The organism is Nocardia sp. CDC519, from assembly GCF_059509835.1.
The window spans coordinates 4,701,585-4,723,888 of the sequence record NZ_CM183377.1; the positions used below are offsets into that span (position 1 = coordinate 4,701,585).

Below are 22,304 nucleotides of genomic sequence, written 5' to 3' on the forward strand. Positions count from 1 at the left end.
GGCATTATGCCGAAAACGCCGAGCAAATACGGCAACCGAGCGCGACGGAACCTGGGGAACCGCTCACTTTTTGCGACCTACCCGGGCCGGCTGCTTCCCGTTGCGTTTGCCCAGCCCGGTGAAGCGGGACTCGCGCAGCCCGCGAGCTGCGGCTTCGGCCTCGAACCAGGCACCGAGCATGCGCGCGGTCATCGCGATGGCCTCCTGCCGTTCCTCGATCCCGACCTCCAGGGCAGAGGCGCGCAGTACGGCGGCGAAACCGGTGTTGAGCACCACGAACGTCATCAGGTCGTATTCGTGATCGTCACCGGGGCCGAGCACTTGGATGAGCATCACCTTCACCAGCAGCCGCAGCCGTGGTTCGAACTCCGGAATCCCACTGTTGTAGAATTGAACTCCGGCGACGAGCGCGCGCACCAGTGCGGCGTTGGCCACCAGTTCCTCGGTGATCACCTCGAGCACATTGATGGTCAGGTCCTCGACCGAGTTCTCCGACAGATCGAAAACCTGCTGGGTGAAGCGTCTTTCGATGTCCTCGAGCAACCGGCCGAGCAATTCCTCCACGATGACGGTGCGGTCGGAGAAGTAGCGGTAGACCGTGCCGATGCTCAGCCCGGCTTCCGTGGCGATCCGGTTGGTCGAGGTGTTGGCGATGCCGCGCTCACCGAACAAGCGGGCCGCGGTATCGAGAATGTGCTCCCTGGTCGCCTTCGCGCGCTCCTGGCTGGGACGTCGACGCTGTCCGACTGTCTTCGAGGGCATGGCGCTCCCCTGCCGTTCTCGCTGAAAATGAGTTCGCGCTCACCTTAGCGACTACGCCACCGCGCCGTGGTAAGTCCGATCTCGGTGACGGGAGGTTCGCCGTAGAGCCACTCGCGCGCGATGCGATGCCAGTTGTTGGTCGAGCCCAGCTGGCCGAGCGCGGCATAGGTGAACAGGTCGGCGCGGCGGGAGAACACATGCTCCGGCGGCAGCAGCTGATGACGCATACCGCGGAACTCCGAGGCCCGCGGGTCGACGGCGAGCACAACGGCCCCGGTCGCCAGCTCGGGGGTGATGGTGATCCGCTCGTCGAGCAGATGCCAGCCCGCCGCCGCCCACACGTATTCCAAGCATTCCTGTGGACTCACCCCGGCGGCCGGGTCGATGATGCCGCGCCCCACCCAGGCGTCGTAGAGCTCCTTGGCCCGCTGTTCGCCGGCGAATCGCAGGCAGTCACGCTCGAAGTCGGCATCCACCGGGTCCATGCGGTTGTAGACCCCGAAATCGACGAAACCGACCCGGCCGTCGTCGGCGAGCAGGATGTTCCCCGGATGCGGATCGCCGCAGAATTCGTAGTCGACGAACAGCGAGCTCACGTAGAACCGATAGATCAACTCGCCGATCCGATCGCGATCGGCCTCTGGCAACTCCCGGATCTGCTGGAACTGCCTGCCTTCCACCAGTTCGGTCACCAGCACGTGACGCGCGCACAGCTCTTCGACGCTGTCGGGCACCACGATGAACGGATGATCGCGATAGCGTGCGGCCACCCGATGCTGGGTGCGGGCCTCACGCGGATAGTCCAGTTCGCGTTCCAGATTGCGGGTGATCTCCTCGAGCACCGCGGCGTCGGCGGCACTGGGCAGAATGGATTTCCACAGCCTGCTGAAGAACTCCAGGTTGCGCATGTCGGCGGCGATGGCCTCGTCGACGCCCGGATATTGGACCTTGACCGCCACCGCGCGGCCATCGTGCAGGCGAGCCCGATACACCTGGCCGATGGAGGCAGCGGCAATCGGCGTCTCGTCGAAATCGGCGAACGCCCTCGACAGCGGGCCGAGATCGTCCTCGATGACCTTGCGCATCTGAGCGAACGACACCGCCGGCGCCTGATCGCGCAGCTCGGCGAGCTTGACCCGGAACAGTTCCCGATGCGATTCCGGGACCATGTCGATATCGAGCACCGACAGCATCTGGCCCAGCTTCATCGCCGCGCCCTTCATCCCGCCGAGCACGGTGACGATCTGCTGCGCGGTCTGCAAGGCCGAGCGTTCGGCGAGCACCTGCCTGGCCTGCTCGGTGCGCCCGACCATCGACAGCCGGGTGCCCACCCCGCGCACCGCCTGCCCCGCGGCCAGCCGGCCGAGCCTGCTCCCCCGCGCGAAACGGCTCTTCGGCACGCGACCGGCCACGATCTCCCACCTCCTCGGCCCGCGCACCGTATGACGGGCGTCACGATCCTCTCGCGCCCTGGACGATCTTGTCGACCACTCTGCCGAAGTCTGTGCTCGATCACTGCCACGGTGACGGCGAGCGTCTGTCCCGAATCGGGCGAACCTCGCCGGACCCCTATCCCGCAGCGCACCCGAGTGCTTGACTGAGACGAGTGCCGACCGGGTTCGGACGGTCGGTCATCCGACTCGAATGCCAGGGAGGTTCAGCTGATGCCGACTCGCGACAACGCCTGGCCGGAAGGAACACCCTGCTGGGTGGACTGCCAGGTCGATGATGTGACCAAGGCGCGCACGTTCTACGCCGACCTGTTCGGCTGGGAGATCATCGACAGCCCGCACGAGGCGGGCGGCTATCTGATCGCGCTGCGCAACGGGCAACCGGCGGCGGGGATCGGACCCAAACCCGCCGGTATGCCGATGCCCTCGGTGTGGACCACCTACCTCGCCGCCGACGATGCCGACGCGGTCGCCGCGCGGGTCGGCGCCGCGGGCGGCACCGTGATGATGCCGCCGTTCGATGTGCTCGACGTGGGCCGCATGTTCGTCGCGGCCGATCCGACCGGCGGAGTGTTCGGGGTGTGGCAGGCCAAAGCGCACCGCGGCGCCGGGATCTACAACGAGCACGGCGCCTACTGCTGGAACGAGCTGCACACCGGTGATTACCGCCGGGCGCAACAGTTCTACGCCGAGGTCTTCGGCTGGACATACACCGAGATCGGCGACGGAACGAACTTCGTCTACTCGACCTTCGGCCAGGGCGGCGACGACCACCCGCTCGGCGGAATCAACGACGTGACGAAGATGCCCGGCGATGACCAGTCCTATTGGCTGGCCTGGTTCCAGGTCCAGGACACCGACGCCGCGCTCACCCGGGCGACCGAGCTCGGCGCGACGGTGATCAGCGGTCCCGAGGACAGCCCGTTCGGACGGCAAGGCATCGTGCGCGCGCCGCAGGGCGAGACGTTCGCCGTCATCGACCCGACTCGCACGGTCGGCGCACCGCCCACCGGCCAGCCGGCCTGAGACAGCGGGCGCTCGAGGTGGTCCCGCGAGCGCCCGTGGCTCAATCGCAGACCGCGCCGGACGAGGCCGAACCCACGAGCTTGGAATACTTCGCCAGCACCCCGCGGGTGTAGCGGGGCGGCAGCGGAGCCCACCCCTCGCGCCTGTCGGCGAGTTCCTCCTCGTCGACGAGCAGATCCAGGGTGCCCGCGGCGACATCCAGCCGGATCCGGTCGCCGTCGCGGACGAACGCGATCGGCCCGCCGTCGACGGCCTCCGGCGCCACATGTCCGACGCAGAGTCCGGTGGTGCCACCGGAGAACCGGCCGTCGGTCAGCAGCAGCACGTCCTTGCCCAGCCTCGCGCCCTTGATCGCGGCGGTGATCGCCAGCATCTCCCGCATACCTGGGCCGCCCTTCGGCCCCTCGTACCGGATGACGACCACATCGCCCGCGGTGATGGTGCCGTCTTCGAGCGCGTCCATGGCCGCCCGCTCGCGGTCGAACACCCTGGCGGTGCCGAGGAATACATCGGAATCGAAGCCCGCCGACTTGACCACGGCCCCACCGGGAGCCAGCGAACCGCGCAGGATGGTGATCCCACCGGTCGGATGGATCGGCTCGGCCAGCGCGCGCACCACCTTGCCGTCCGGGTCGGGCGGGGCAATGGCGGCCAAATTCTCGGCGACGGTGCGGCCGGTGACCGTCAGGCAGTCGCCGTGCAGCAGACCGGCATCGAGCAGGGCCTTCATCATCACCGGCACGCCTCCGATGCGGTCCACATCGGTCATCACATGCCTGCCGAACGGTTTGACGTCGGCCAGATGCGGCACCCGGCGGCCGACCCTGGCGAAATCGTCCAGGGTCAGATCGACGTTCGCCTCGTGCGCGATGGCCAGCAGATGCAGCACCGCGTTGGTCGAACCGCCGAAGGCCATCACGACCGCGATCGCGTTCTCGAAGGCTTCCTTGGTGAGGATGTCGGAGGTGGTGATGCCGCGCCGGATCAACTCGATCACGGCCTGGCCGCTGCGCCGGGCATAACCGTCGCGCCTGCGGTCGGTCGCGGGCGGTGCGGCGCTGCCAGGCAACGACATACCGAGCGCTTCGGCGGCGCTGGCCATCGTGTTCGCGGTGTACATGCCGCCGCACGCACCTTCGCCGGGGCAGATCGCCCGCTCGATGGCGTCGACGTCTTCGCGGCTCATCAGCCCGCGCGAACACGCGCCGACGGCCTCGAACGCATCGATGATCGTCACCTCGCGTTCGCTGCCGTCGGACAGCTTCGCGATGCCGGGCAGGATCGAGCCGGCGTAGAGGAAGACGCTGGCCAGGTTCAGCCGGGCCGCCGCCATCATCATGCCGGGCAGTGACTTGTCACAGCCGGCGAGCAGGACCGACCCGTCGAGTCGCTCGGCCTGCATGACCGTCTCGACGCTGTCGGCGATCACCTCCCGCGAGACCAGCGAGAAGTGCATGCCCTCGTGTCCCATGGAAATGCCGTCCGACACCGAGATGGTGCCGAACTGCATCGGAAAGCCGCCCGCGGCGAACACGCCGTCCTTGCAGCCCTGGGCCAGCCGGTCCAGGGAGAGGTTGCACGGGGTGATCTCGTTCCACGAGGAGGCCACGCCGATCTGCGGTTTGGCGAAATCGTCGTCGTCCATGCCGACCGCGCGCAGCATGCCGCGCGCGGCGGTTTTCTCCAGGCCGTCGGTGACGTCGCGGCTACGGGGTTTGATATCGGGTGTCTCGGTTCGGTCGGCCACGACCGCCATCATCCTCGCCCCGCCCCGATTACGGCAGTCACCCACGCCGATCGCCGGGCATGGCGCGAATTCAGTAGGCGCTTCCGGTCGGCGGGAGCACGATCACCGGCCACAGGTAGTAGCCGCCGTAATTGGGGTAGCTGTATCCGCCGTAGCCGTAGCCGCCGTACCCGCCATACCCCGGGTAGCCGTAGCCGCCGTACCCGTAACCGCCGTATCCCCCGTAGCCGTAGCCGTAGTACACCGCGTCGGCCGACGCGTCCGGTGCCGCGTGCTCGGCGGATTCGATCGGTTCGAGGATGAGCGGCTCGGCGACGGCGGGCGCGACCATCACAGCGGCCGGCGCGAGGGCGATCGCGGCGACGGCGGCCGCGCGCGCGAGACCGCGCCGGGTACGGGCGAGGACGGTGGTTCGATTCATCGGAACTCCTGGTTCGGATCGCACCGCCGCGGTCTTCGGCGATGCCTGGTCGCGGTCCGCTGATGGCGGGCGGCGCTTTGCTGATCGCCAATTAATGTACCGTTAAACAACGGCACGTTCAACAGGTTTCACGTTCCTGATCGCGGTCGGCACATCTGGGTGCTGCCCACCTCTGATGTGTGGCAGACTCGGCCCGATCACCCGAGCCGGCCGATAGGCGACCGGATACGGAAGGTGATGCGGGAGTTGGGATCGCGATGGATCTGAGCGCCGTCGAGCGCCGGGTGGCCACGGATCGACGTGCTGCCATGGACCGTTCGGCCGAATCCGAACTGCAATTGGCGAACTCGCTGTGCGAGCTGGCCACGGCACTGGCCGCCACCAAGAACGATCCCACCGCGCGCGACCGCTCCGCCGCCGCCCTCGAGCCCGCTCAGGAAGCGGTACTGATCCGGTTGCGCTGGCTCACCAACGGCCATGTCTCGGCTCAATTCGCCGGCCAGGTCCAGGACGCGCTGCGCATCCTGGAACAGGCCGCCCGCGCGATCGGCCATCGGGAACTGGCCACGGCCACCATCCGCGATGCCTGCAACGCCTACCGTCAGGTCGCCGCCACCCATCCGAATGCCGCTGGCGTGTGCGCCGACGGTTTGTCGAAATGCGGTGTGTGGCTGTGCCGTCTGGATCCCGGCGCCGCGGTAGCGGCCACCGAGGAGGCGGTGCGCATCCGGGCCCGGTTGTTCGCCGCCGACCCCGATCAGGCGAGCAAGTACCTCGCCAGTCTGAACACACTGCTGCGGACCCTGATGGTCGGCAGGCAGCGCAAACAGGCCGTCGCCATGTACCGCGAGCGCTATGCCGCGCTCACCTCGCCCGCGATGACGGCGACCATGCGCGAAACCAAGATCGGCGAGATCGGCTTCACCAGTAAGACTCTCGGTGCGCTGAAGAAGCTGGACTGCCCCACCCTGGAACGCGCCGGACGGTTGACCCAGCAGCAGATCCTGTACCAGAGCGCCGGCGATCTCTCCACCATCGAGGAGATCAACTGGAATCTGGCGCTGGTCGGCTTGAAGCCGCTGGCCGCGGGCGCGCTGCCGGATCCACCGTCCAAACCGGTGGATATCGCCACCTCGTTCGGTGCGCTGGCGGTGCGGTGCTCGTCGGCCGACGCGGTGGCGCAGATCCGCGCCGCCGTCATCGCCGCCTACGCGGCCGACGGCGCCGAGCAGGTCGCCATCTCCGCATTTCAGGGCGTGGACCGGACGCATTGGAGCACACCGGATCCCGAACTGAACACCGCGACCGCCCTCGGTGACGATCTGGTGCTGATCGAACGATTGTCGGGTAGCTGGGTAGCGGTGCAGAGCCTGAATTGGGAGATCACACCCGTCGGCAGACATCCGCTCGCGCTGCGGCTGTCGCAGCGCTGGCCGGTGGTCAGCGTGACCACCGTTGAGCAGCTGTCCTACGAATTGTGCTGGTACGAGCAGGGCGTACCGACCCAGTACGCCGCGCTCGGCCGCCCCGCCGAACCGACGCCGCTGGATACGCCGCTGGCGCCGTTGAACTTCGGGGTGCTGGCCGATTACGGCGCCGATTACGCCTCGGAGACGCAGGTGCGGGCGGCGTTCGGCAATACGCCGATGTTCGCCAAGCTGACGCAACTGCCCGCCAGCGGCATTCGGCAGGCGGTGGAGTCGCGGCCGCTCACCGACTACGGCGAGCACGTGCTGTCGTTCCGGGGTGGGCGGTCGAGCTAGCCCGGTTCGGGTAGCGCCGCACGGCCGGGGCCGACGGTCAGAACAAGGTCATCGGTTCGGCCGAGGCCGGCTCCGGCAGCGGCTCCAGTCGCGGCACCTGGGCGCGCACTTCGTCGTGGAAGCGGCGGGCCAGCTCCGGTGCGGCGGCATTGTCGGGGGTGTGCAGGAACACCGTGGGCGAGCGGCCTTCCCGTAGCCATTGCGCGACCGTCACGACCCACGGCTGCCAGCCCGCCACAGTGGGCTCGGTCGCGTCGCGACCGTGATAGCGCACGATCGGGAACTCGGTCAGGGCCCGCATTCGGCGCGGCAGGCGCGGCTTCTTCCCCCATGCCTCGCGTTCACCGTCGCTGGCCGCGGGAGCGGCGAACAGCGTTGTGGTGTCGAACGGTATCCACTCCGCGTCGACCCGTGCCAGCACGCGTTCCAACTGCCGCGCGGTGCCCTCGTCGGTGAAAAACGCGCTGTGGCGGACCTCCACCGCGACGCGATAGCCGCCGGGCAGTCCGCGCAGGAAACCGGCGAGCACGCCGAGGTCGGTGGGGCCGAAGGAGCCGGGCAGTTGGACCCACAGGGCATGCGTGCGCGGGCCGAGCGGTTCGATCGCGTCGAGGAAGGCGCGCAGTTCGGCGTCGGCGCCGTTGAGCCTGCGGTCGTGGGTGATGGTGCGCGGCAACTTGGCGACGAAACGGAAATCCGGCGCGGTCTGCGCGGCCCAGGTCCGCACGGTCTGCGGTGACGGGGTGGCGTAGAAGGTGGTGTTGCCCTCGACCGCGTTGCACCGGGCCGCGTACCACTCCAACCGCTGCCCGGCGGGCAGCTGCCGCTGCTGCCAGTGCGGATGCTGCCACATCGCACATCCCACATGAAGCCGCATGCCCCGACGCTAGCGCACCCGCCCGACAGGACTTAATCGGTACATGTAGTATCCCCTTCATGCGGATGGGCGAGGGCGTCGAATGGGGCATCCACTGCTGCCTCACCATTGCGTGGCTCGAGGATCAGGGACCGATCCCCACCACCCGGCTCGCGCAATGGTTCGACCTGCCGCAGCAGTATCTGAAGAAGCGGCTCCAAGATCTGGTGCGCGCACAGATCCTGACATCGATCCCCGGCGCGCGCGGCGGTTTCGAACTCGCGCGCCGCCCCGAGCGGATCACCCTGATGGATGTGGTGAGCGCGATCGAAGGGCCGGACGAGGCCTTCCGGTGCACCGAGATCCGCCGGCACGGCGCGGGTAGCACGGCACCCGCGTCGCGTTTCGCCCGCCCCTGCGGCGTTGCCACCGCCATGCGCAGGGCCGAACTGGCCTGGCGGCGCGAACTCGCCGCGACGACCATCGCCGATCTGATGGCACAGACGCCCGCGAGCACCGCCGAATGGACCCGGCGCACATATGCGCAGATGAACTAGCACGCAGCCGCCCAGGCAGCGGGTGCACACGTGAGGAGAATGGGGATGTCAGATATCCCGATAACGCACCATGGAAGCACGGATGCTGTTCCCGGTAGCGCCCCGGGCAGACTCGGCTCGAACGGATCCGTCGCGAGTTGGCCGGGCGCGAGCCGGACCGGCGCGAGTGATGCTGGCGCGGGTGGGACCGGGCGGGTGGGACCGGGGCGGGTGGTGCCGTCGCGAGCGGGACCGACGCGGGTGGCGCCGGCCCGCATGAGCTCGGCGACGAGCGCAGCATGAGCGGACGCGATACGAGCGAAACCGGCACGAGCGAACGCAGCTCGGGTGGGCTCGGGGCGGTGTGGATGCTCGGGCTCGGGACCTTCGCCGTCGGTACCGATGCGTTCGTGGTGGCCGGGTTTCTGCCGGATATGGCCGCATCCCTCGCGGTGTCCACGGCGACGGCGGGGCTGTCGATCACGGTGTTCGCGGTCGCGTACGCGCTGACCGCGCCGCTGCTGGCGACACTGACCGCGCGGATTCCGCGCAGAGCGCTACTGGTGGCGGCGCTGATCGTGCTCGCGGTGGCCAATCTCGGCTCGGCGATGGCGCCGGGGATCGCGTTCCTGCTGGGCGCCCGGGTGCTCGCGGCGCTCGGGGCCGCGGTCTACACCCCGAATGCGGGCGCGGTGAGTGCGGCGCTGGTGTCGCCGCGACTGCGGGCGCGGGCACTGGCCATCGTCGTCGGTGGGTTGACGGTCGCCACTGCCCTCGGTGTGCCGCTGGGCAATGTGGCGGTGCAGTGGCTCGATTGGCGGGCCGCGCTGGGGATCGTCGCGGCGCTGTGTGCGCTGGTGGCGCTCTGCCTGTTGCGGCTGCTCCCACCGCTGCCGGGGAATCCGCGGGTTCCGGTGCGGGCGCGGCTGGCGGTGCTGGCGAAACCGGCGGTCGCGGCGATCCTGCCATTGACGGTGATCGGAATGGCGGCCGGTTACGTGGCCTACGCGTACACCGTGCCCGCGCTGGCGAGCGTCGGTGTCTCGGGCCATGCGCTGATGCTGTTCCTGTACGGCGCAGGTGCGGTGGCGGGCAATCTGGCTTCGGGCTACGCGACCGATCGCTGGGGCGCGACTCGGGTACTGGCGATCGGGTACACGAGCATGGCCCTCGCCCTGGCGGCGCTGATGGGGGTCGCGATGTCCGATCTGCGTGTGCCCGCACTGGTCGGACTGCTGGTGCTGGTGTGGGGCGCGGGCACCTGGTGTCAGACGCCCGCCCAGCAACATCGCCTGATCGACGCGGCTCCCGCGGAAGCGCCGCTGGTGGTGTCGCTGAACGCCTCGGCGATCTATACCGGGATCGGTCTCGGCACCGTGCTCGGCGGCGCGGCGGTGACGGCGCAGCGCGGCCTCATCTTCGGTCTCGGCGCGTCGATTGCCGTGTCGGCGTTGATTTTTCTGCTGGTCAGCGGCGCTCCTCGGAATCGCCGGTAAGAGCCGGTACGTGGTGAACGTGGACCGTCACGCACCAACCGAAACATCAGCGGCGTAAGCCGTGTGAGCGGGCCACGACCTTCTCGATCACCGTCCCTGGAAGCAGTCTGCGCAACAGGAAGACCAGCGGCGCTCGGCTCCCGGTGGCGTACAACGGCTTCGGTGTGCCCGCTTCGATGGCGCGCAAGATCAGGGCCGCGACCTGTTCGGGTGGAATGCCGGCACGTTCGTTGCGGTCGAGCCGGTCGATCATGGTGTGGAAATCGGCCAGGTAGGGCGAATCCTCGCCGATGTATTTGGTGCGGCGCTCGCCGATGCCGGTGCTGATCGAGCCGGGCTCTACCGTGCTGATCCACACCCCGAACGGCGAGGTCTCCAACCGGGCCGCGTCGGCGAAACCCTTGAGCGCCGCCTTGGCCGCCACATACGAGGACCGGTAGGCCAGCGGGAAACTCGCCAGCATCGAGCCGACCATGATGATGCGCCCGTAACCGCGCGCCCGCATACCGGGCAACACCAGCTGCGCCAGCCGGACCTGACCGAAGACATTGACCTGGAAGACCCGCTCGATCGCGTCCAGGGGCAGCTCTTCGATCGGCCCGGATTGGCTCTCCCCCGCATTGTTCACCAGCACGTCGACGGGGCCGAGGCCGGCGCCGAACGCCTCGATCGACGCGGGATCGGTCAGGTCGAGCGCGCGGTACTCCACGCCCGCGATCCGATCATGTTCGGCGATCGTGTCGGGGTTGCGGCTGGTGCCGATCACCCGATAGCCGCGCTCGGCCAGCAGTCGCGCGGTCGCGCGCCCGATACCCGACGACGCGCCGGTCACCACCGCGGTTTTCGTCATGCTCGCCCCGATCCTCGACCGCCGGTGGCACCGGCGATCTCGCGCCTACGCATCGTTCGATACAGGAATGTATCGGATATGGCCGAGCCGCGAAAGCGCGGCCGTGATCGCCGCTCGACCGCGCACCCGGTGCCGCGGTCCGCGCGCTCGGCACGGCCGGATCGGAGCCACGGCGCGCCATGGGGCGTGACCGATCCGGCACGTACGGGTAGGCCGGCGGCTCGTACCGCGGAATCGGCGTGAGCCATGGACGTCGTTCTTCCATCCCCATCTCCCCCTGCTCTCGGATCGCACCGGCGACCGACTGCCCCATCATGACGGCAACGGTGCGCCTCGGTATCGGCTTCGGACAGTTCCGGATTCGCCCGCACCGTCATGACGGCGAGTTCGGTGCGGCCGGGCGTTTCCCGCGATGGCACACATCGAATGCCTTCCCGCTCGGGCAAGGATCCGCAGGTAGTCGCGCGGAAACCGACTTGTCGGTGCGTGTTGCTAAGTTGTTCGGGCACATGACGGTCCACCGGTTGGGGGGAACAGCACAGCATGCTCGGGCACTCGCATGCCACCAGCGGGGCGCTGGCCTTCGCAGCCACGGCGACCATGGCGCCGGTCGCCGTCCTGGAATTGGTGCAGGGCCCGGTGCGGGTGAGCGCGATGGAGCTGGTGCTCGGCACCATCATCACCGCGGGCGCGGCGCTGCTGCCCGATATCGACCATCCGAAGGGCACCATCTCGCATTCGCTCGGTCCGGTGAGTCACCTGGTGTCCCAAGGGGTTTCCGCGGTGTCCGGCGGGCATCGGCATGGCACGCACAGTCTGCTGTTCGTGCTACTGGCGGGCTGGGCCACCTGGGCAGGGCAGCATGTGTGGGGCAAGTACTTCACCTTCGGGCTGATCTTCTTCATGCTGGCGCTCGGCGCGCGCGCCCTGCATCTGTGCCCGTCCGGTGATTCGCTGAAGGCCTATGGCCCGTGCGTTCTCCTGGCCGGCGGCGGCACGCTGCTCATGGCGCGCTGGCTGCCCGACGTGCCGCCCTGGTTACCGTTCGCCATCGGGCTCGGTGTGCTGATCCACATCATCGGCGACTGCCTCACCGATAAGGGCTGTCCGCTGTTGTGGCCGGTGGGCACGCGCATCGGCGTCCCGCTGATCTCGCGCACCGGCAACAAGATCGAGACCTGGCTGCTCACGCCGGCGATGACGCTGGCCACCGTCGCCCTGCTCTACCTGCACACCGTGCCGTAACCGCGCGCGACGACTACTGTGCCCGCGATCGTGACGGCTTGTTCCGGTACATCGCGGTATCGGCCGCGTGCATGGTTTCGTCCACGGCCGCGGGCGGTTCCTCGAGGTACACGGTGCCGATGCTGGCGCCGATGGTGATGGGCCGGTGCCCGATCATCATCGGGCGCGTCAGCGCGGCGAGCAGGTCCGTACGCAACGCGGTGAGCTGGTCTTCGCCGGTGCACTGTTCGACCATGACGATGAATTCGTCGCCGCCGATGCGCGCCGCGAGCCCACCGACCGCGGCCACCCCCTCCTGGAGACGTTCGCCGACCACGCGCAGCACCTTGTCGCCGATGGTGTGCCCCCACTCATCGTTGACTTCCTTGAACCCGTCCAGATCCAGATAGCAGACGCCGACGGGTGGGGTGGCGCAGGCGAGCCGGTCGAAGAACAGACCGCGATTGGGCAGTCCGGTGAGACCGTCGTGGTTGGCGTCGTACCAGAGCTGGTCGGCCAGCATTTTACGATCGGTGACGTCGACCGCGACGCCGATCAGGAACCGCACCCGGCCGGTATGGTCGCGCACCGCGGACATCGACAGATCGAGGCACGCGATGGTGCCATCGCTGCGCAGGTGATCGGTTTCCAGCCGGAACCGGTCGATGGTGCCCTCGAGCAGTTGTTTCATCTGGGCGTAGGCCTGCCCGATATTCGCCTCGCCCACCAGCTCGGCCACCGGACGCCCCGGCATGGATTCCGCCGACAGGCCGAGCATCTCGGCCAGTGCCGCGTTCACATCGAGGACTCGCCCGTTGACGTCGACGGTGCCGATGCCGACCGACGCACCGGCGAACACCGCGGCGAAGCGGGCCTCCGACAACTCGCGCCGGGATTCGGCCGTGCGCGCCGCCCCGAGCGCCGCGGCCAGCGTGGCTTCCTGCTCGGTCAGCGCCACCGAGCGCAAGGCGGCGGTGAATCCGGTGGCGAATTCGGCCGCGACCAGCACGGCACGTTCACGCACCGCTTCCGCAGCGCCATCGGCTCGGCCGACGTGCTCGGCCATCGCACCGAAGATCACCGGGATGGTTCGCCCCACCACCTGCGGGTCGCGATAGTTCGCGGCGACGAGGGCCGCTGCCGTCTCCCGCACCGCGTGCGGTTCGGTCTGCGCCCGCAGCGCCGCGACGAGTTGCCCGGCCAACTCGGCCAGCAGTTCCTCGATCCGGTCGCGGGTGAGCGCCGGCGCCACCGCACCGTCGAGCGCATCGGCCCACACCACCGCGAGCTCACCGGCACCCACGCTCACACCCCCTGCCACATCCCCTGCCGCCCTGGTTCAGGCCTTGCGCGCGAGCCCCGCCAAGCCGAGCGAGCGGCCGGGTGCTTCGTGCTGATCGCGCTCGGATTCGGGCCGCCAGGCAGGCAGCTCCACCACACCCGGCTCGACCAGGTCCCATCCTTCGAACATAGCCTCGATGGCGTCGCGGGAGCGGAAGTGGATGCCCACCCGGTTGTCGTTGGCGGCCGAGGCGCCGAGCTGGGCGGCGTCGTCGGGGCGCAGCGCCGAGGTCAGATGCGAGATCGCGACGTAGCTGCCGGCCGGGACTGCGGCGCGGAGTTCGGCGACCTTGCCCGCCGGGTCGTCGGCATCGGCGACCAGGTGCAACACCGCCACCAGCAGGACCGCAACCGGGCGGTCGACATCGATGAGCCCGGTGTCGTGGACCGCCGCCAGCAGATCGGCGGGCTTGCGCAGATCACCTTCGATGGCCGCCGCCTGCTCGGCATCGCCGAGGATGGCCCGGGAGTGAGCCACGGCGACCGGGTCGATATCGACGTAGAGCACCCGGCTGCTCGGGTCGAGCTCCGTGGCGATCTCGTGCACATTGCCGGCCGTCGGGATGCCGGAGCCGATATCGAGAAATTGCGTGACCCCGGCCTGCACCAGATAGCGCACGGCCCGGCGCAGGAAGGCCCGGTTGCTCAAGGCCAACCGTGGTAGGTCGGGCACCAGCTTGGTGCCCATCTCCGCCGCGCGCCGGTCGACCTCGAAGTTGTGCGAGCCGCCGAGTAGGGCGTCGTACATCCGTGCCGGGCTCGCCTGCTGCATATCCACGCCCTCGGGCGCCCACGCCGGCCTGTCCATCGATACCCCTCTGCCTCGACGATCGCGGCTCGCCCCGCGCCGAGCGCGGCACGACCTGTGTGCCCGTTCAACCCGAACGAACCAAGCGCATGATAGCCCGCCCCACCGACAACCCTCCGCGGACCGGGCCGCGAGGCCGAGGTCGTTTCGGATTCAATCATTGTGCGCTGGTTGACTTTTCATGCCGGCGGGCGTGTCGCGGCAGCGCCCGGGTCAGCGGGCCGGGACGTCGACCGGGGTCCGCACCGCCGAACGCGGCGTCGGCGCGAGCGTCTTGCCGAGGTCGGTGCGCATCGTGGTGGCGGAGTCGAGCAGATAGTTCTGCCGCACCTTCCACGGATGCCGATCGCCCTGGCGCGGGAACTCGCCGATGGAGCGCTGGATGTAGCCCGAGGCCAGATCCAGCAGCGGACGCTCGTCGAGCCGGCCATCCGGGCGCGGCACCACGGCCGCGTAACCATTGCGGTCCATGTAATTGATGACCTTGCAGATCAGCCGCGAGGTCAGGTCGGCGCGCAGGGTCCAGGAGGCGTTGGTGTAGCCGATGCAGACGGCGAAATTCGGTACGCCGGTGAGCATCGCGCCCTGCCATACGAACTGCTGCGACAGTTGCACCCGGCGTCCGTCCACCACGGGTGTGATGCCGCCGAAGGCCAGCAGTTGCAGGCCGGTCGCGGTGATCACCACGTCCGCAGGCAGGACGCGCCCGGACGTCAGCCGGATCCCCTCCGGGACGAAGGTGTCGATCCGGTCGGTGACGACCTCGGCCTTACCCTTGCGGATGGCCTTGAAGAAATCGGCGTCCGGCGCCGCACACAGCCGCTGATCCCACGGGTCGTAGCTCGGCGTGAAGTGTTCGGCGACGGCCTGCTCGTCCTTCAGAATCCGGGCGGTCAGGCCGGTGAGCAGCTTGCGCGCGGCCTCCGGACGCCGACGGCAGTACTGATAGAAACCGACGTTGAACAGGATGTTCTTGGTCCGGATGAGCCGGTGCGCGAGATTCGGCGGCAGCGTGGCCCTGATCCGGTCGGCCACCTTGTCGCGGCCGGGCACCGGGCTGATCCAGGTGGGTGAGCGTTGCAGCATGGTGACCAGTTCGGCCTGCTCGGCCATCGACGGCACCAGCGTGACGGCGGTGGCGCCGCTGCCGATGACGACCACCCGCTTGCCCGTGTAATCCAGTTCCTCCGGCCAGAACTGCGGATGCACCACGGTGCCGGCGAAACTCTCGATGCCGGGGAATTCCGGCGCGTGGGGCTGGTCGTAGTTGTAGTAGCCGGCGCAGGCGTAGAGGAATTCGCAGGTCAGCTCGCGCTGTTCGACCGCGCCGTGCTCGTCGCGCTGTTCCAGGGTGAGGGTCCAGCGCGCGGTATCGCTGGACCATTCGGCGCCGACGACCTTGGTCCGGTAGCGGATATTGCGGTCGATGCCGTTCTCGGCGGCGGTCTCGGTGATGTAGCGCAGGATCGAGGGGCCGTCGGCGATGGACTTGGCATCGCGCCATGGCTTGAACGGATAGCCGAGCGTGAACATGTCCGAGTCGGAGCGGATACCCGGGTAACGGAACAGGTCCCAGGTGCCGCCCATGGCGTCGCGGGCCTCGAGCACGGCGTAGGACTTGCCGGGGCATTCGGTCTGCAACCGGTAGGCGGCGCCGATGCCGGACAGGCCGGCGCCGACGATCACCACATCCAGGTGTTCCGGAGCAACAACGGTCTCGGTCATGGACTCCAGTGTGCGGGGCTCGGGTCCGCTCCACTTGACTTCACGCGACAAGTATTTGATTCTGAGCGACATGTCGGTGATTCGTTCCGCCGGTCTGCGCGGCTTCCGGGCCACGGTCGCCGAGCTCGGCGGCGACGCCGAGGAGCTGGCCACCGCGTGCGGGCTGCCGGTCGCCGCCCTGGACACCGACGACCTACTGGTCTCCGATCAGGCGGTGGCGGCGGTGCTGGAACTGGCCGCGCACCGGCTCGACTGCCCCGACCTGGGCTTACGCATGTCGGCGCGCCAGGATCTGGCCATGCTCGGTCCGCTGGCGCTGGCCATCCGCAGTTCGCCCACCCTGGCCGACGTCCTCGAATGCGGTTCCCGGTACCTGTTCGTGCACGCGCGGTCGCTGAGCCTGTCGCTCGACCCCGACCCGTACGGGGAACGCGGCGTGATGGCGTTGCGCTATGGCGTGCGAGCCGCCACGGCGACACCGGTTCAGGGCACCGATCTCGGCCTCGCCTTCATGCACCGCACGATCCAGCGGTTGACCGGCGATCGCTACGGCCTGCGCTCGGTGGAATTGCCGTATCGGCCACCCGCACCGCTGTCGGTGTACGAGGCCTTCTTCGGCGCGCCGGTGCGGGCCGGGCGCCGCGATGCGCTGCTGCGCGTGCCGAGCAGCCTTGCCGCACGCCAGCTCAGCGGTGGTGACGAGAACCTGCACCGGCTGGCCATGGAGTTCCTGGCCCAGCAGAACGCCGCCACCGGCAGCTCGGTGGTGCCGACGGTGCGCGCCGCCGTCAAACAGCTGCTCGGCACCACACCACCGGAAATCGCCGTGGTGGCCGGGCTGCTGACGATGCATCCGCGCACTCTGCAACGCAGGCTCAGTGCCGAGGGCACCACCTTCGCCGCCGTGCTCGACGATGTGCGCCGCAGCGAAACCCGCCGCTACCTCACCACCACCGATATCTCCATGAGTCAGATCGCCTCCCTCGTCGGCCTCACCGAACAGGCCACGCTCACCCGCTGCTGCCGCCGCTGGTGGGGCAGGCCGCCGACGGCGATCCGCAACGATCCCGGCCTGGCCCGTGAACAGGGCGCCCCGGCGCCGGCCGCCCGGGCATAGGCTGCGGCTATGGACCCATCGAGCGAGATCGACGGCGCGGCGCAGCACCGCGGTGAACCGCACACCGCGACCTTGGCGACGCGGTTGAACTGGTTGCGCGCCGGCGTGCTCGGCGCGAACGACGGCATCGTCTCGACGGCCGGGCTCGTGGTCGGTGTTGCCGCCGCGAACACCGCCACCAGCACCATTTTCACCGCTGGCATCGCCGGATTGAGTGCGGGAGCGATTTCGATGGCGGTCGGCGAGTACGTCTCGGTGAGCACCCAACGCGATTCCGAGAAGGCGCTACTGGCCAAGGAGCGCCGGGAGTTGCGCGAGGAACCGGAATCCGAGCTCGCCGAGTTGACCGCGATCTACCGGGCCAAGGGATTGTCACCGGAGACCGCCCGCCGAGTCGCCGAGGAACTCACCGCACACGATGCCTTCACCGCGCACGCCGAAGCCGAATTGGGTTTGAACCCCGAAGAACTCACCAACCCGTGGCATGCGGCGTTCTCCTCGGCCGTCGCCTTCACCGTCGGCGCGCTACTGCCACTGCTGGCAATACTGTTGCCGCCCACGCATCTACGCATCCCGGTGACGTTCGCGGCGGTGCTCGTCGCGCTCGCCCTCACCGGGTCGATCAGCGCCCGGCTCGGTGGCAGCCACCGCGGCCGGGCGGTGCTGCGGGTGGTGCTCGGTGGGGCCTTGGCCATGGCGATCACCTACGGAGTCGGCCAGCTCGCGGACGTCTCCGGCATCTGAGGGGTTGATTTCGGCGCAGTGCCCGGGCATGCCGGGGCGGTTGGTGCTGTACTTGGCGGGTGAGTTCAGTGTTCGCCGTATTGCCCGCCGCCGGAACAGATTCGCCGGAACAGGCTTTCGGGCAGTACCGGGCGATCCTGGACCGGCCGGAATCCACCGCACCGTTGCCGGTGGTCGGCATCGTGGCCGCGCAGCTGCGGCGTCGGCCGGCGCCACTGACGATCGTGCAACCGCCCGACGGGCGTGGGCTGCTGCTGCGTGCCGGATCCGGCGATCTGCTCACCGATCTGTGCGCCGCGCTGCGCCTGACCGCCACCCGTGACCTGGCCGTCTTCGAGGTCGATGCCCGGCGCCTGCACCATCCGCGCGCCGCGGCGCGGGTGCCCGTCAAAGCCGGACCGCATGCGTTCCCGACCGTGACAGAACCGCTGGTAGACCTGCTGATCCCGGAGCGCCGCAGCCTGGACCATCCAGCGCTGACGCTGGCCCGCAACCACGATGTCCAGCTCCGTATCAGACAGTTGCCCGACGGCATCCTCGAACTGACCCACCGCACCGGCGGTCTGCACTTCCGGCTGCTCACCGACGACGCGCCGCTCGCGCGCAAGGTCACCTGGTCGTGGGCCCGCCGGGACGGCTGGTGGCAGGAAGCCATCTCCTGGCAGCCCTGCGAGCCATCGAACGACCAGATGCCCGTCACCGACGATGCCGCCGCCCTGCTGGCCGAGCTCGACGTGCTGCGCGCCGAGGTCGACGACCTGGAGGCACTCGATGCCGGTGCGGCCATGCATCAGTTGGATGAATTGACCCGATCCGTCCTCGATATCGAGATCCCGACGTTCGACGACTGACGGCCGGATCGTCGACTCGATCGACGCCGCAGGTCTTGCCGGACCGTTATTCGGGTCTGGGCCGAATGCCGTCGCCCGGCTCTTTCCAGCACATGCCGGAAAGTCCCGCGAAAAGGTAGCGGTCAACACGTACGCTTGCTACTGTCTCAGACAATTCGCTTCGCCGCCGTAGGAATGGTGGCGGGGCACGGGGGTCGAGGCGCTCTACCTAGCCAAAGGCGGCTGCATGATCAGTACCGGGGAACTTGCCGATCCGACGGACCGGGAACGAGTAATCAGGTTCGGGCTCGATTACTGGCGCGACCATCCGCAGCGTTCGGTGGAGACGGCCGGGCGTCAGGTCACCATGACCGGCCGGGCCTTCGCCGAGCTGTTCACTTCGCTTGCGCGACGGCGCTTTCCAGGGCGGGAATTCGTGCAGCAGGCCGCCTTCATGGCCAATGTGTCGGCGGCGCCGACGCTGCTCATCGCGATTCCCATCGCGGTGGTGGTGTCGATTCAGGTCGGCTCGCTGGTCAGCCAGGTCGGCGCGACCACCTTCATCGGGGCGGTCAATGGTCTCGGCATCATTCGGCAGGGGGCGCCGCTGGTGGCGTCGCTGATGATCGCGGGTGCGGTCGGCTCGGCGATGTGCGCGGATCTGGGTTCACGCACCATTCGCGAGGAAATCGATGCGATGCGGGTGATGGGGGTCGACCCGGTTCGCCGGTTGGTGGCGCCGCGGCTGCTGGCGGCGGTGCTGATCAGCATGCTGCTGTGCGGGTTCGTCGTCTTCGTCGGCTTCGCCACCGGCTACGTGTTCAACGTCTACATCCAGTCCGGGACGCCCGGTTCCTACGTCAGTACCTTCGCCTCGTTCGCGGTGGCCGCCGACCTCGTCGTCGCGATCGTGAAGGCGGCGATCTTCGGGGCGCTCACCGCCGTCATCGCCTGCGATACCGGGCTCAATGCCAAGGGCGGTCCGGCCGGGGTGGCGAACGCGGTCAACTCCGCGGTGGTCACCTCGGCGATCGTGCTGTTCGCCACCAATATCGTCATCACCCAGATCTACAACACGCTGTTCCCGGCGAAGGTGCTCTGAGATGAGCTCCTACACACCGCCGTTGCTGCGCCCCGCCCGGGCACTCGCTGTCGCTGTCGCCGGACCGGCACGGGCCAGTGTCCGGCTCGGGCATATCGGTCTGGTCCTGGTGCAGTCGATGGCCGCCATGCCGTTCGTGCTGCGCCACTACCGCAAGGAACTTCTGCGCCTGATCACCGATGTGACCTGGGGAAACGGATCGCTCGTCGTCGGCGGCGGCACGGCGGGCGTTGTGCTGATCCTGTGCGGCTTCGGCGGCATCACCGTCGGCATGGAATCGCACACCGCACTCGAGCTGCTCACCATGGCCCCGTTGACCGGCGCGGTCTCCGGGTTCGCCACCACACGGGAGCTGGCTCCGCTGCTGGCGACGTTGGCCTTCGCCGCGCAGGCCGGCTGCCGGTTCACCGCGCAGCTCGGCTCGATGCGGATCTCGGAGGAGGTCGACGCCCTGGAATCCATCGCGATCCGGCCGCTGCCGTATCTGATCAGCACCCGGATGCTGGCGGCGATGGTGGCGATCGTGCCGCTCTACAGCATCGGCTTGGCGATCGCATACCTCACCACCGAACTGTCGATCCTGTTCCTCGGCGGCACCACCCTCGGCACCTTCGACCACTACTTCCATCAGTTCCTCAACCCGGTGGACATCGCGTACTCGGTGCTCAAGGTCGTGGTCTTCGTGCTGCTGGCGACGTTCATCCAGTGCTACTACGGGTTCGTCGCCTCGGGTGGACCAGAGGGCGTCGGCGTGGCGGCCGGTAAGGCGATCAAGGCCACCATCATCGTGGCCGTCTTCGCGAATCTGCTGCTCACACTGGCGATCTGGGGTATCGACCCGGGTCTGCGGATCTCCGGATAGGGGCGGGCGATGATCATCGATCCGAGTGGGCGCGGGCCGTCACACCGCACGTTGGGCCTGGCGGGAACGGCCATGCTGGCCGTGATCGCCGCGGTGGTCGCGCTGCTGGGTCTGCGCTATACCGGCGCGTTCGACGATCGGGTGGCCGTCGTCGCGATGCTGACCAGCAGCGGCGACGGGCTGCCCGAGCGCGCGGACGTGAAGTTTCGCGGGATGCTCGTCGGTTCCGTCGCGGGCGTCGACATCGTCGCGAAGGGTGAGCGGCAGCGGGTCGAGATCGATCTGTTGCCCGAGGCTGCCGGCGACATTCCCGGCACTGTCACCGCGCGGGTGGTGCCGGCCAATATCTTCGGCGTCACGGCCGTCGAACTCGTCGACAACGGGCCTGCCGCACGCGGGCTACGCGCGGGCATGACCATCGAACAGGACACCAGCCGGGCGACCACCGAACTACAGACCACCCTCACCACCCTGCGGACCGTGCTCGACCATATCCAGCCGGAGAAGCTCGGCCGGGTGCTCGGTACCCTGGCCGACGCCCTCGATCCCGCCGCCCGGGTGCCGGGCTCGACCATCGAACGCCTGGACACCTGGACCACGCAGGTCCGCGCGATCCCCGAAATCGGCGACCTGCTCGGCGATCTGGGCGCGGCGACAACAGCCATCAGCGCGTCGGCCCCCGAGCTGATCGACGTACTGGCCGCGTCGGTGACCTCGGCGCGCACCATCACCGAACGCCGCGCCGGCGTCCTCGCCCTGCTCACCGGTGCGAGCAGCACCATCGACGCCACCAACGCGCTGTTCGCCCGCAACCCGGACGCCGGAAAGGAATTGGTCGCCGGCCTCGACGAGACCTTCGGCGCCCTCGCCGCCGACCCCGACGCCCTCCCGGTGTCGGTCGCCAACCTCAACGCCGCGCTCGGCGAGCTCGCCACGGTATTCAACTGGGGTCCGAGCAAGCAGATGAGCTGGGCCATCGACGTCACCTTCACACCGTTCCAGCAGTACACGGCGCAGGACTGTCCGCGATACGGGGATGTGGCAGGTCCGCGCTGCTCCGATGGTTCGGTGCCGAACACCGCACCGGCACAGCGGTTCCCACCGACACTGATCCCGCGTCATCTGGATTCGGCCGGGCCCGCACCGGTCGTTCCCGGAGCGTTCGGGCTGCCCGGTGCTCCGGGAGCCCCGGGGGCGCCCGGTACTACCGGAGTGCCCGCGACGCCGCTGGCGCCGGGCCTGCCCGGATTCCCGCTCATCCCGGGTTTACCCCCGCTGCCCTTCCTCGTCCCCGGCGGACCGATTCCGCCGGCTCCCGCAACTTCGCCAGAATCTGCGCCTCCGGCACCCGCTGGGCCAGGAACACCGCGATCGGGACTTCCAGGTAGTTCATCGCCCGACAGCTCCCCCGCCGCCCACCCGGATCGGACAGCCGTACCCGGATCTCGACGGGCCGGCGCCGGAGCCGCCGAAGCCGGGCAGTCGGCGTCCGCCAGGCCGCTCCGTGGGCGCGCCGCCGTCGCCGCCCTCGTCGGCGGTGAACCCAACGCCGCGCAGCTGCTGCTGCTCGGCCCGGTCCTCGCGGGCGGTTCGCTCACCGTCCGCGACACGACGGGCGTGCAGGACGGGGGCCGTTGACGTGC

20 protein-coding genes are annotated in these 22,304 nt (G+C 68.9%); 11 read left to right on the top strand and 9 right to left on the bottom strand.

Translation table 11 applies throughout. From position 1 onward, the window contains the following. Positions 1-63: 63 nt before the first annotated feature. A complete protein-coding gene (locus AC5W7N_RS21030) occupies positions 64-762 on the bottom strand; it encodes a TetR/AcrR family transcriptional regulator (protein WP_490725341.1) in 699 nt (232 codons plus the stop codon). A 44-nt stretch (positions 763-806) separates the two neighbouring features. Then, positions 807-2,174, bottom strand: a complete 1,368-nt coding sequence (locus tag AC5W7N_RS21035) for an ABC1 kinase family protein (protein WP_495922030.1) — start codon at positions 2,172-2,174, stop codon at positions 807-809. A 252-nt stretch (positions 2,175-2,426) separates the two neighbouring features. On the opposite strand from AC5W7N_RS21035, the gene AC5W7N_RS21040 reads away from it, so the two are divergent. Continuing rightward, positions 2,427-3,239, top strand: coding sequence for a VOC family protein (locus AC5W7N_RS21040; protein WP_163816321.1), 813 nt, complete (start codon positions 2,427-2,429; stop codon positions 3,237-3,239). Between the two features lie 40 nt (positions 3,240-3,279). Here the strand turns inward: AC5W7N_RS21040 and ilvD are convergent, their stop codons facing one another. Next, the gene (gene ilvD, locus AC5W7N_RS21045; RefSeq protein WP_495922031.1) at positions 3,280-4,986 is read right to left on the bottom strand and encodes a dihydroxy-acid dehydratase; all 1,707 of its coding nucleotides are present in this window, start codon (positions 4,984-4,986) and stop codon (positions 3,280-3,282) included. 70 nt (positions 4,987-5,056) lie between these two features. Further along, on the bottom strand, positions 5,057-5,407 hold the full coding sequence (locus AC5W7N_RS21050; RefSeq protein ID WP_175585993.1) for a hypothetical protein: 351 nt from the start codon (positions 5,405-5,407) through the stop codon (positions 5,057-5,059). 257 nt (positions 5,408-5,664) lie between these two features. On the opposite strand from AC5W7N_RS21050, the gene AC5W7N_RS21055 reads away from it, so the two are divergent. Continuing rightward, positions 5,665-7,170 (top strand): hypothetical protein, encoded by a 1,506-nt coding sequence (locus AC5W7N_RS21055; RefSeq protein ID WP_495922032.1) that lies wholly within the window; start codon positions 5,665-5,667, stop codon positions 7,168-7,170. Positions 7,171-7,207: 37 nt separating this feature from the next. Here AC5W7N_RS21055 and AC5W7N_RS21060 read toward each other — a convergent pair whose 3' ends face one another. Next, positions 7,208-8,047 carry a DUF72 domain-containing protein gene (locus tag AC5W7N_RS21060; protein WP_280211931.1) on the bottom strand — a complete coding sequence of 280 codons (840 nt, stop codon included), beginning with the start codon at positions 8,045-8,047 and terminating at the stop codon, positions 7,208-7,210. A 59-nt stretch (positions 8,048-8,106) separates the two neighbouring features. Between AC5W7N_RS21060 and AC5W7N_RS21065 the strand changes: the two genes are divergently transcribed. Both AC5W7N_RS21065 and AC5W7N_RS21070 read left to right on the top strand, forming a co-directional pair. Then, on the top strand, positions 8,107-8,583 hold the full coding sequence (locus AC5W7N_RS21065; RefSeq protein WP_495922033.1) for an RrF2 family transcriptional regulator: 477 nt from the start codon (positions 8,107-8,109) through the stop codon (positions 8,581-8,583). Positions 8,584-8,861: 278 nt separating this feature from the next. Beyond that, positions 8,862-10,058, top strand: a complete 1,197-nt coding sequence (locus AC5W7N_RS21070; protein WP_495922034.1) for an MFS transporter — start codon at positions 8,862-8,864, stop codon at positions 10,056-10,058. A 46-nt stretch (positions 10,059-10,104) separates the two neighbouring features. Here the strand turns inward: AC5W7N_RS21070 and AC5W7N_RS21075 are convergent, their stop codons facing one another. Beyond that, positions 10,105-10,908: an SDR family oxidoreductase gene (locus AC5W7N_RS21075; RefSeq protein ID WP_163815868.1), complete on the bottom strand. Its 804-nt coding sequence runs from the start codon at positions 10,906-10,908 to the stop codon at positions 10,105-10,107. Between the two features lie 543 nt (positions 10,909-11,451). On the opposite strand from AC5W7N_RS21075, the gene AC5W7N_RS21080 reads away from it, so the two are divergent. Then, the gene (locus tag AC5W7N_RS21080; protein WP_490725335.1) at positions 11,452-12,153 is read left to right on the top strand and encodes a metal-dependent hydrolase; all 702 of its coding nucleotides are present in this window, start codon (positions 11,452-11,454) and stop codon (positions 12,151-12,153) included. A 13-nt stretch (positions 12,154-12,166) separates the two neighbouring features. On the opposite strand, the gene AC5W7N_RS21085 is transcribed toward AC5W7N_RS21080, so the two are convergent. From AC5W7N_RS21085 to AC5W7N_RS21095, 3 genes are all read right to left on the bottom strand, one after another. Further along, a complete protein-coding gene (locus AC5W7N_RS21085) occupies positions 12,167-13,435 on the bottom strand; it encodes a diguanylate cyclase domain-containing protein (RefSeq protein WP_195021453.1) in 1,269 nt (422 codons plus the stop codon). A 36-nt stretch (positions 13,436-13,471) separates the two neighbouring features. Next, positions 13,472-14,281 carry an SAM-dependent methyltransferase gene (locus AC5W7N_RS21090; protein ID WP_163815874.1) on the bottom strand — a complete coding sequence of 270 codons (810 nt, stop codon included), beginning with the start codon at positions 14,279-14,281 and terminating at the stop codon, positions 13,472-13,474. Positions 14,282-14,494: 213 nt separating this feature from the next. Next, positions 14,495-16,006, bottom strand: coding sequence for a flavin-containing monooxygenase (locus AC5W7N_RS21095; protein ID WP_495922035.1), 1,512 nt, complete (start codon positions 16,004-16,006; stop codon positions 14,495-14,497). A 70-nt stretch (positions 16,007-16,076) separates the two neighbouring features. Here AC5W7N_RS21095 and AC5W7N_RS21100 point away from each other — a divergent pair, with 70 nt between their 5' ends. From AC5W7N_RS21100 to AC5W7N_RS21125, 6 genes are all read left to right on the top strand, one after another. Then, entirely contained in the window at positions 16,077-17,123 is a 1,047-nt protein-coding gene (locus AC5W7N_RS21100; RefSeq protein ID WP_195021456.1) for an AraC family transcriptional regulator, read from the top strand. 9 nt (positions 17,124-17,132) lie between these two features. Beyond that, a complete protein-coding gene (locus AC5W7N_RS21105; protein ID WP_163815881.1) occupies positions 17,133-17,867 on the top strand; it encodes a VIT1/CCC1 transporter family protein in 735 nt (244 codons plus the stop codon). A gap of 59 nt (positions 17,868-17,926) precedes the next feature. Next, on the top strand, positions 17,927-18,718 hold the full coding sequence (locus AC5W7N_RS21110) for a hypothetical protein (protein ID WP_495922036.1): 792 nt from the start codon (positions 17,927-17,929) through the stop codon (positions 18,716-18,718). Between the two features lie 226 nt (positions 18,719-18,944). After that, positions 18,945-19,799, top strand: coding sequence for an MlaE family ABC transporter permease (locus AC5W7N_RS21115; protein WP_495922037.1), 855 nt, complete (start codon positions 18,945-18,947; stop codon positions 19,797-19,799). Between the two features lies 1 nt (position 19,800). Beyond that, positions 19,801-20,661: an ABC transporter permease gene (locus AC5W7N_RS21120; RefSeq protein ID WP_495922038.1), complete on the top strand. Its 861-nt coding sequence runs from the start codon at positions 19,801-19,803 to the stop codon at positions 20,659-20,661. A 9-nt stretch (positions 20,662-20,670) separates the two neighbouring features. After that, entirely contained in the window at positions 20,671-22,299 is a 1,629-nt protein-coding gene (locus AC5W7N_RS21125; protein WP_495922039.1) for an MlaD family protein, read from the top strand. Positions 22,300-22,304 lie beyond the last annotated feature (5 nt).

Bases quoted from the DNA above. Each gene is read 5' to 3' on its own strand.
- AC5W7N_RS21030 (WP_490725341.1), bottom strand. From the start codon at position 762: ATGCCCTCGAAGACAGTCGGACAGCGTCGACGTCCCAGCCAGGAGCGC.
- AC5W7N_RS21040 (WP_163816321.1), top strand. From the start codon at position 2,427: ATGCCGACTCGCGACAACGCCTGGCCGGAAGGAACACCCTGCTGGGTG.
- AC5W7N_RS21050 (WP_175585993.1), bottom strand. From the start codon at position 5,407: ATGAATCGAACCACCGTCCTCGCCCGTACCCGGCGCGGTCTCGCGCGC.
- AC5W7N_RS21055 (WP_495922032.1), top strand. From the start codon at position 5,665: ATGGATCTGAGCGCCGTCGAGCGCCGGGTGGCCACGGATCGACGTGCT.
- AC5W7N_RS21060 (WP_280211931.1), bottom strand. From the start codon at position 8,047: ATGCGGCTTCATGTGGGATGTGCGATGTGGCAGCATCCGCACTGGCAG.
- AC5W7N_RS21065 (WP_495922033.1), top strand. From the start codon at position 8,107: ATGCGGATGGGCGAGGGCGTCGAATGGGGCATCCACTGCTGCCTCACC.
- AC5W7N_RS21070 (WP_495922034.1), top strand. From the start codon at position 8,862: ATGAGCGGACGCGATACGAGCGAAACCGGCACGAGCGAACGCAGCTCG.
- AC5W7N_RS21075 (WP_163815868.1), bottom strand. From the start codon at position 10,908: ATGACGAAAACCGCGGTGGTGACCGGCGCGTCGTCGGGTATCGGGCGC.
- AC5W7N_RS21080 (WP_490725335.1), top strand. From the start codon at position 11,452: ATGCTCGGGCACTCGCATGCCACCAGCGGGGCGCTGGCCTTCGCAGCC.
- AC5W7N_RS21090 (WP_163815874.1), bottom strand. From the start codon at position 14,281: ATGGACAGGCCGGCGTGGGCGCCCGAGGGCGTGGATATGCAGCAGGCG.
- AC5W7N_RS21095 (WP_495922035.1), bottom strand. From the start codon at position 16,006: ATGACCGAGACCGTTGTTGCTCCGGAACACCTGGATGTGGTGATCGTC.
- AC5W7N_RS21100 (WP_195021456.1), top strand. From the start codon at position 16,077: ATGTCGGTGATTCGTTCCGCCGGTCTGCGCGGCTTCCGGGCCACGGTC.
- AC5W7N_RS21105 (WP_163815881.1), top strand. From the start codon at position 17,133: ATGGACCCATCGAGCGAGATCGACGGCGCGGCGCAGCACCGCGGTGAA.
- AC5W7N_RS21115 (WP_495922037.1), top strand. From the start codon at position 18,945: ATGATCAGTACCGGGGAACTTGCCGATCCGACGGACCGGGAACGAGTA.
- AC5W7N_RS21120 (WP_495922038.1), top strand. From the start codon at position 19,801: ATGAGCTCCTACACACCGCCGTTGCTGCGCCCCGCCCGGGCACTCGCT.
- AC5W7N_RS21125 (WP_495922039.1), top strand. From the start codon at position 20,671: ATGATCATCGATCCGAGTGGGCGCGGGCCGTCACACCGCACGTTGGGC.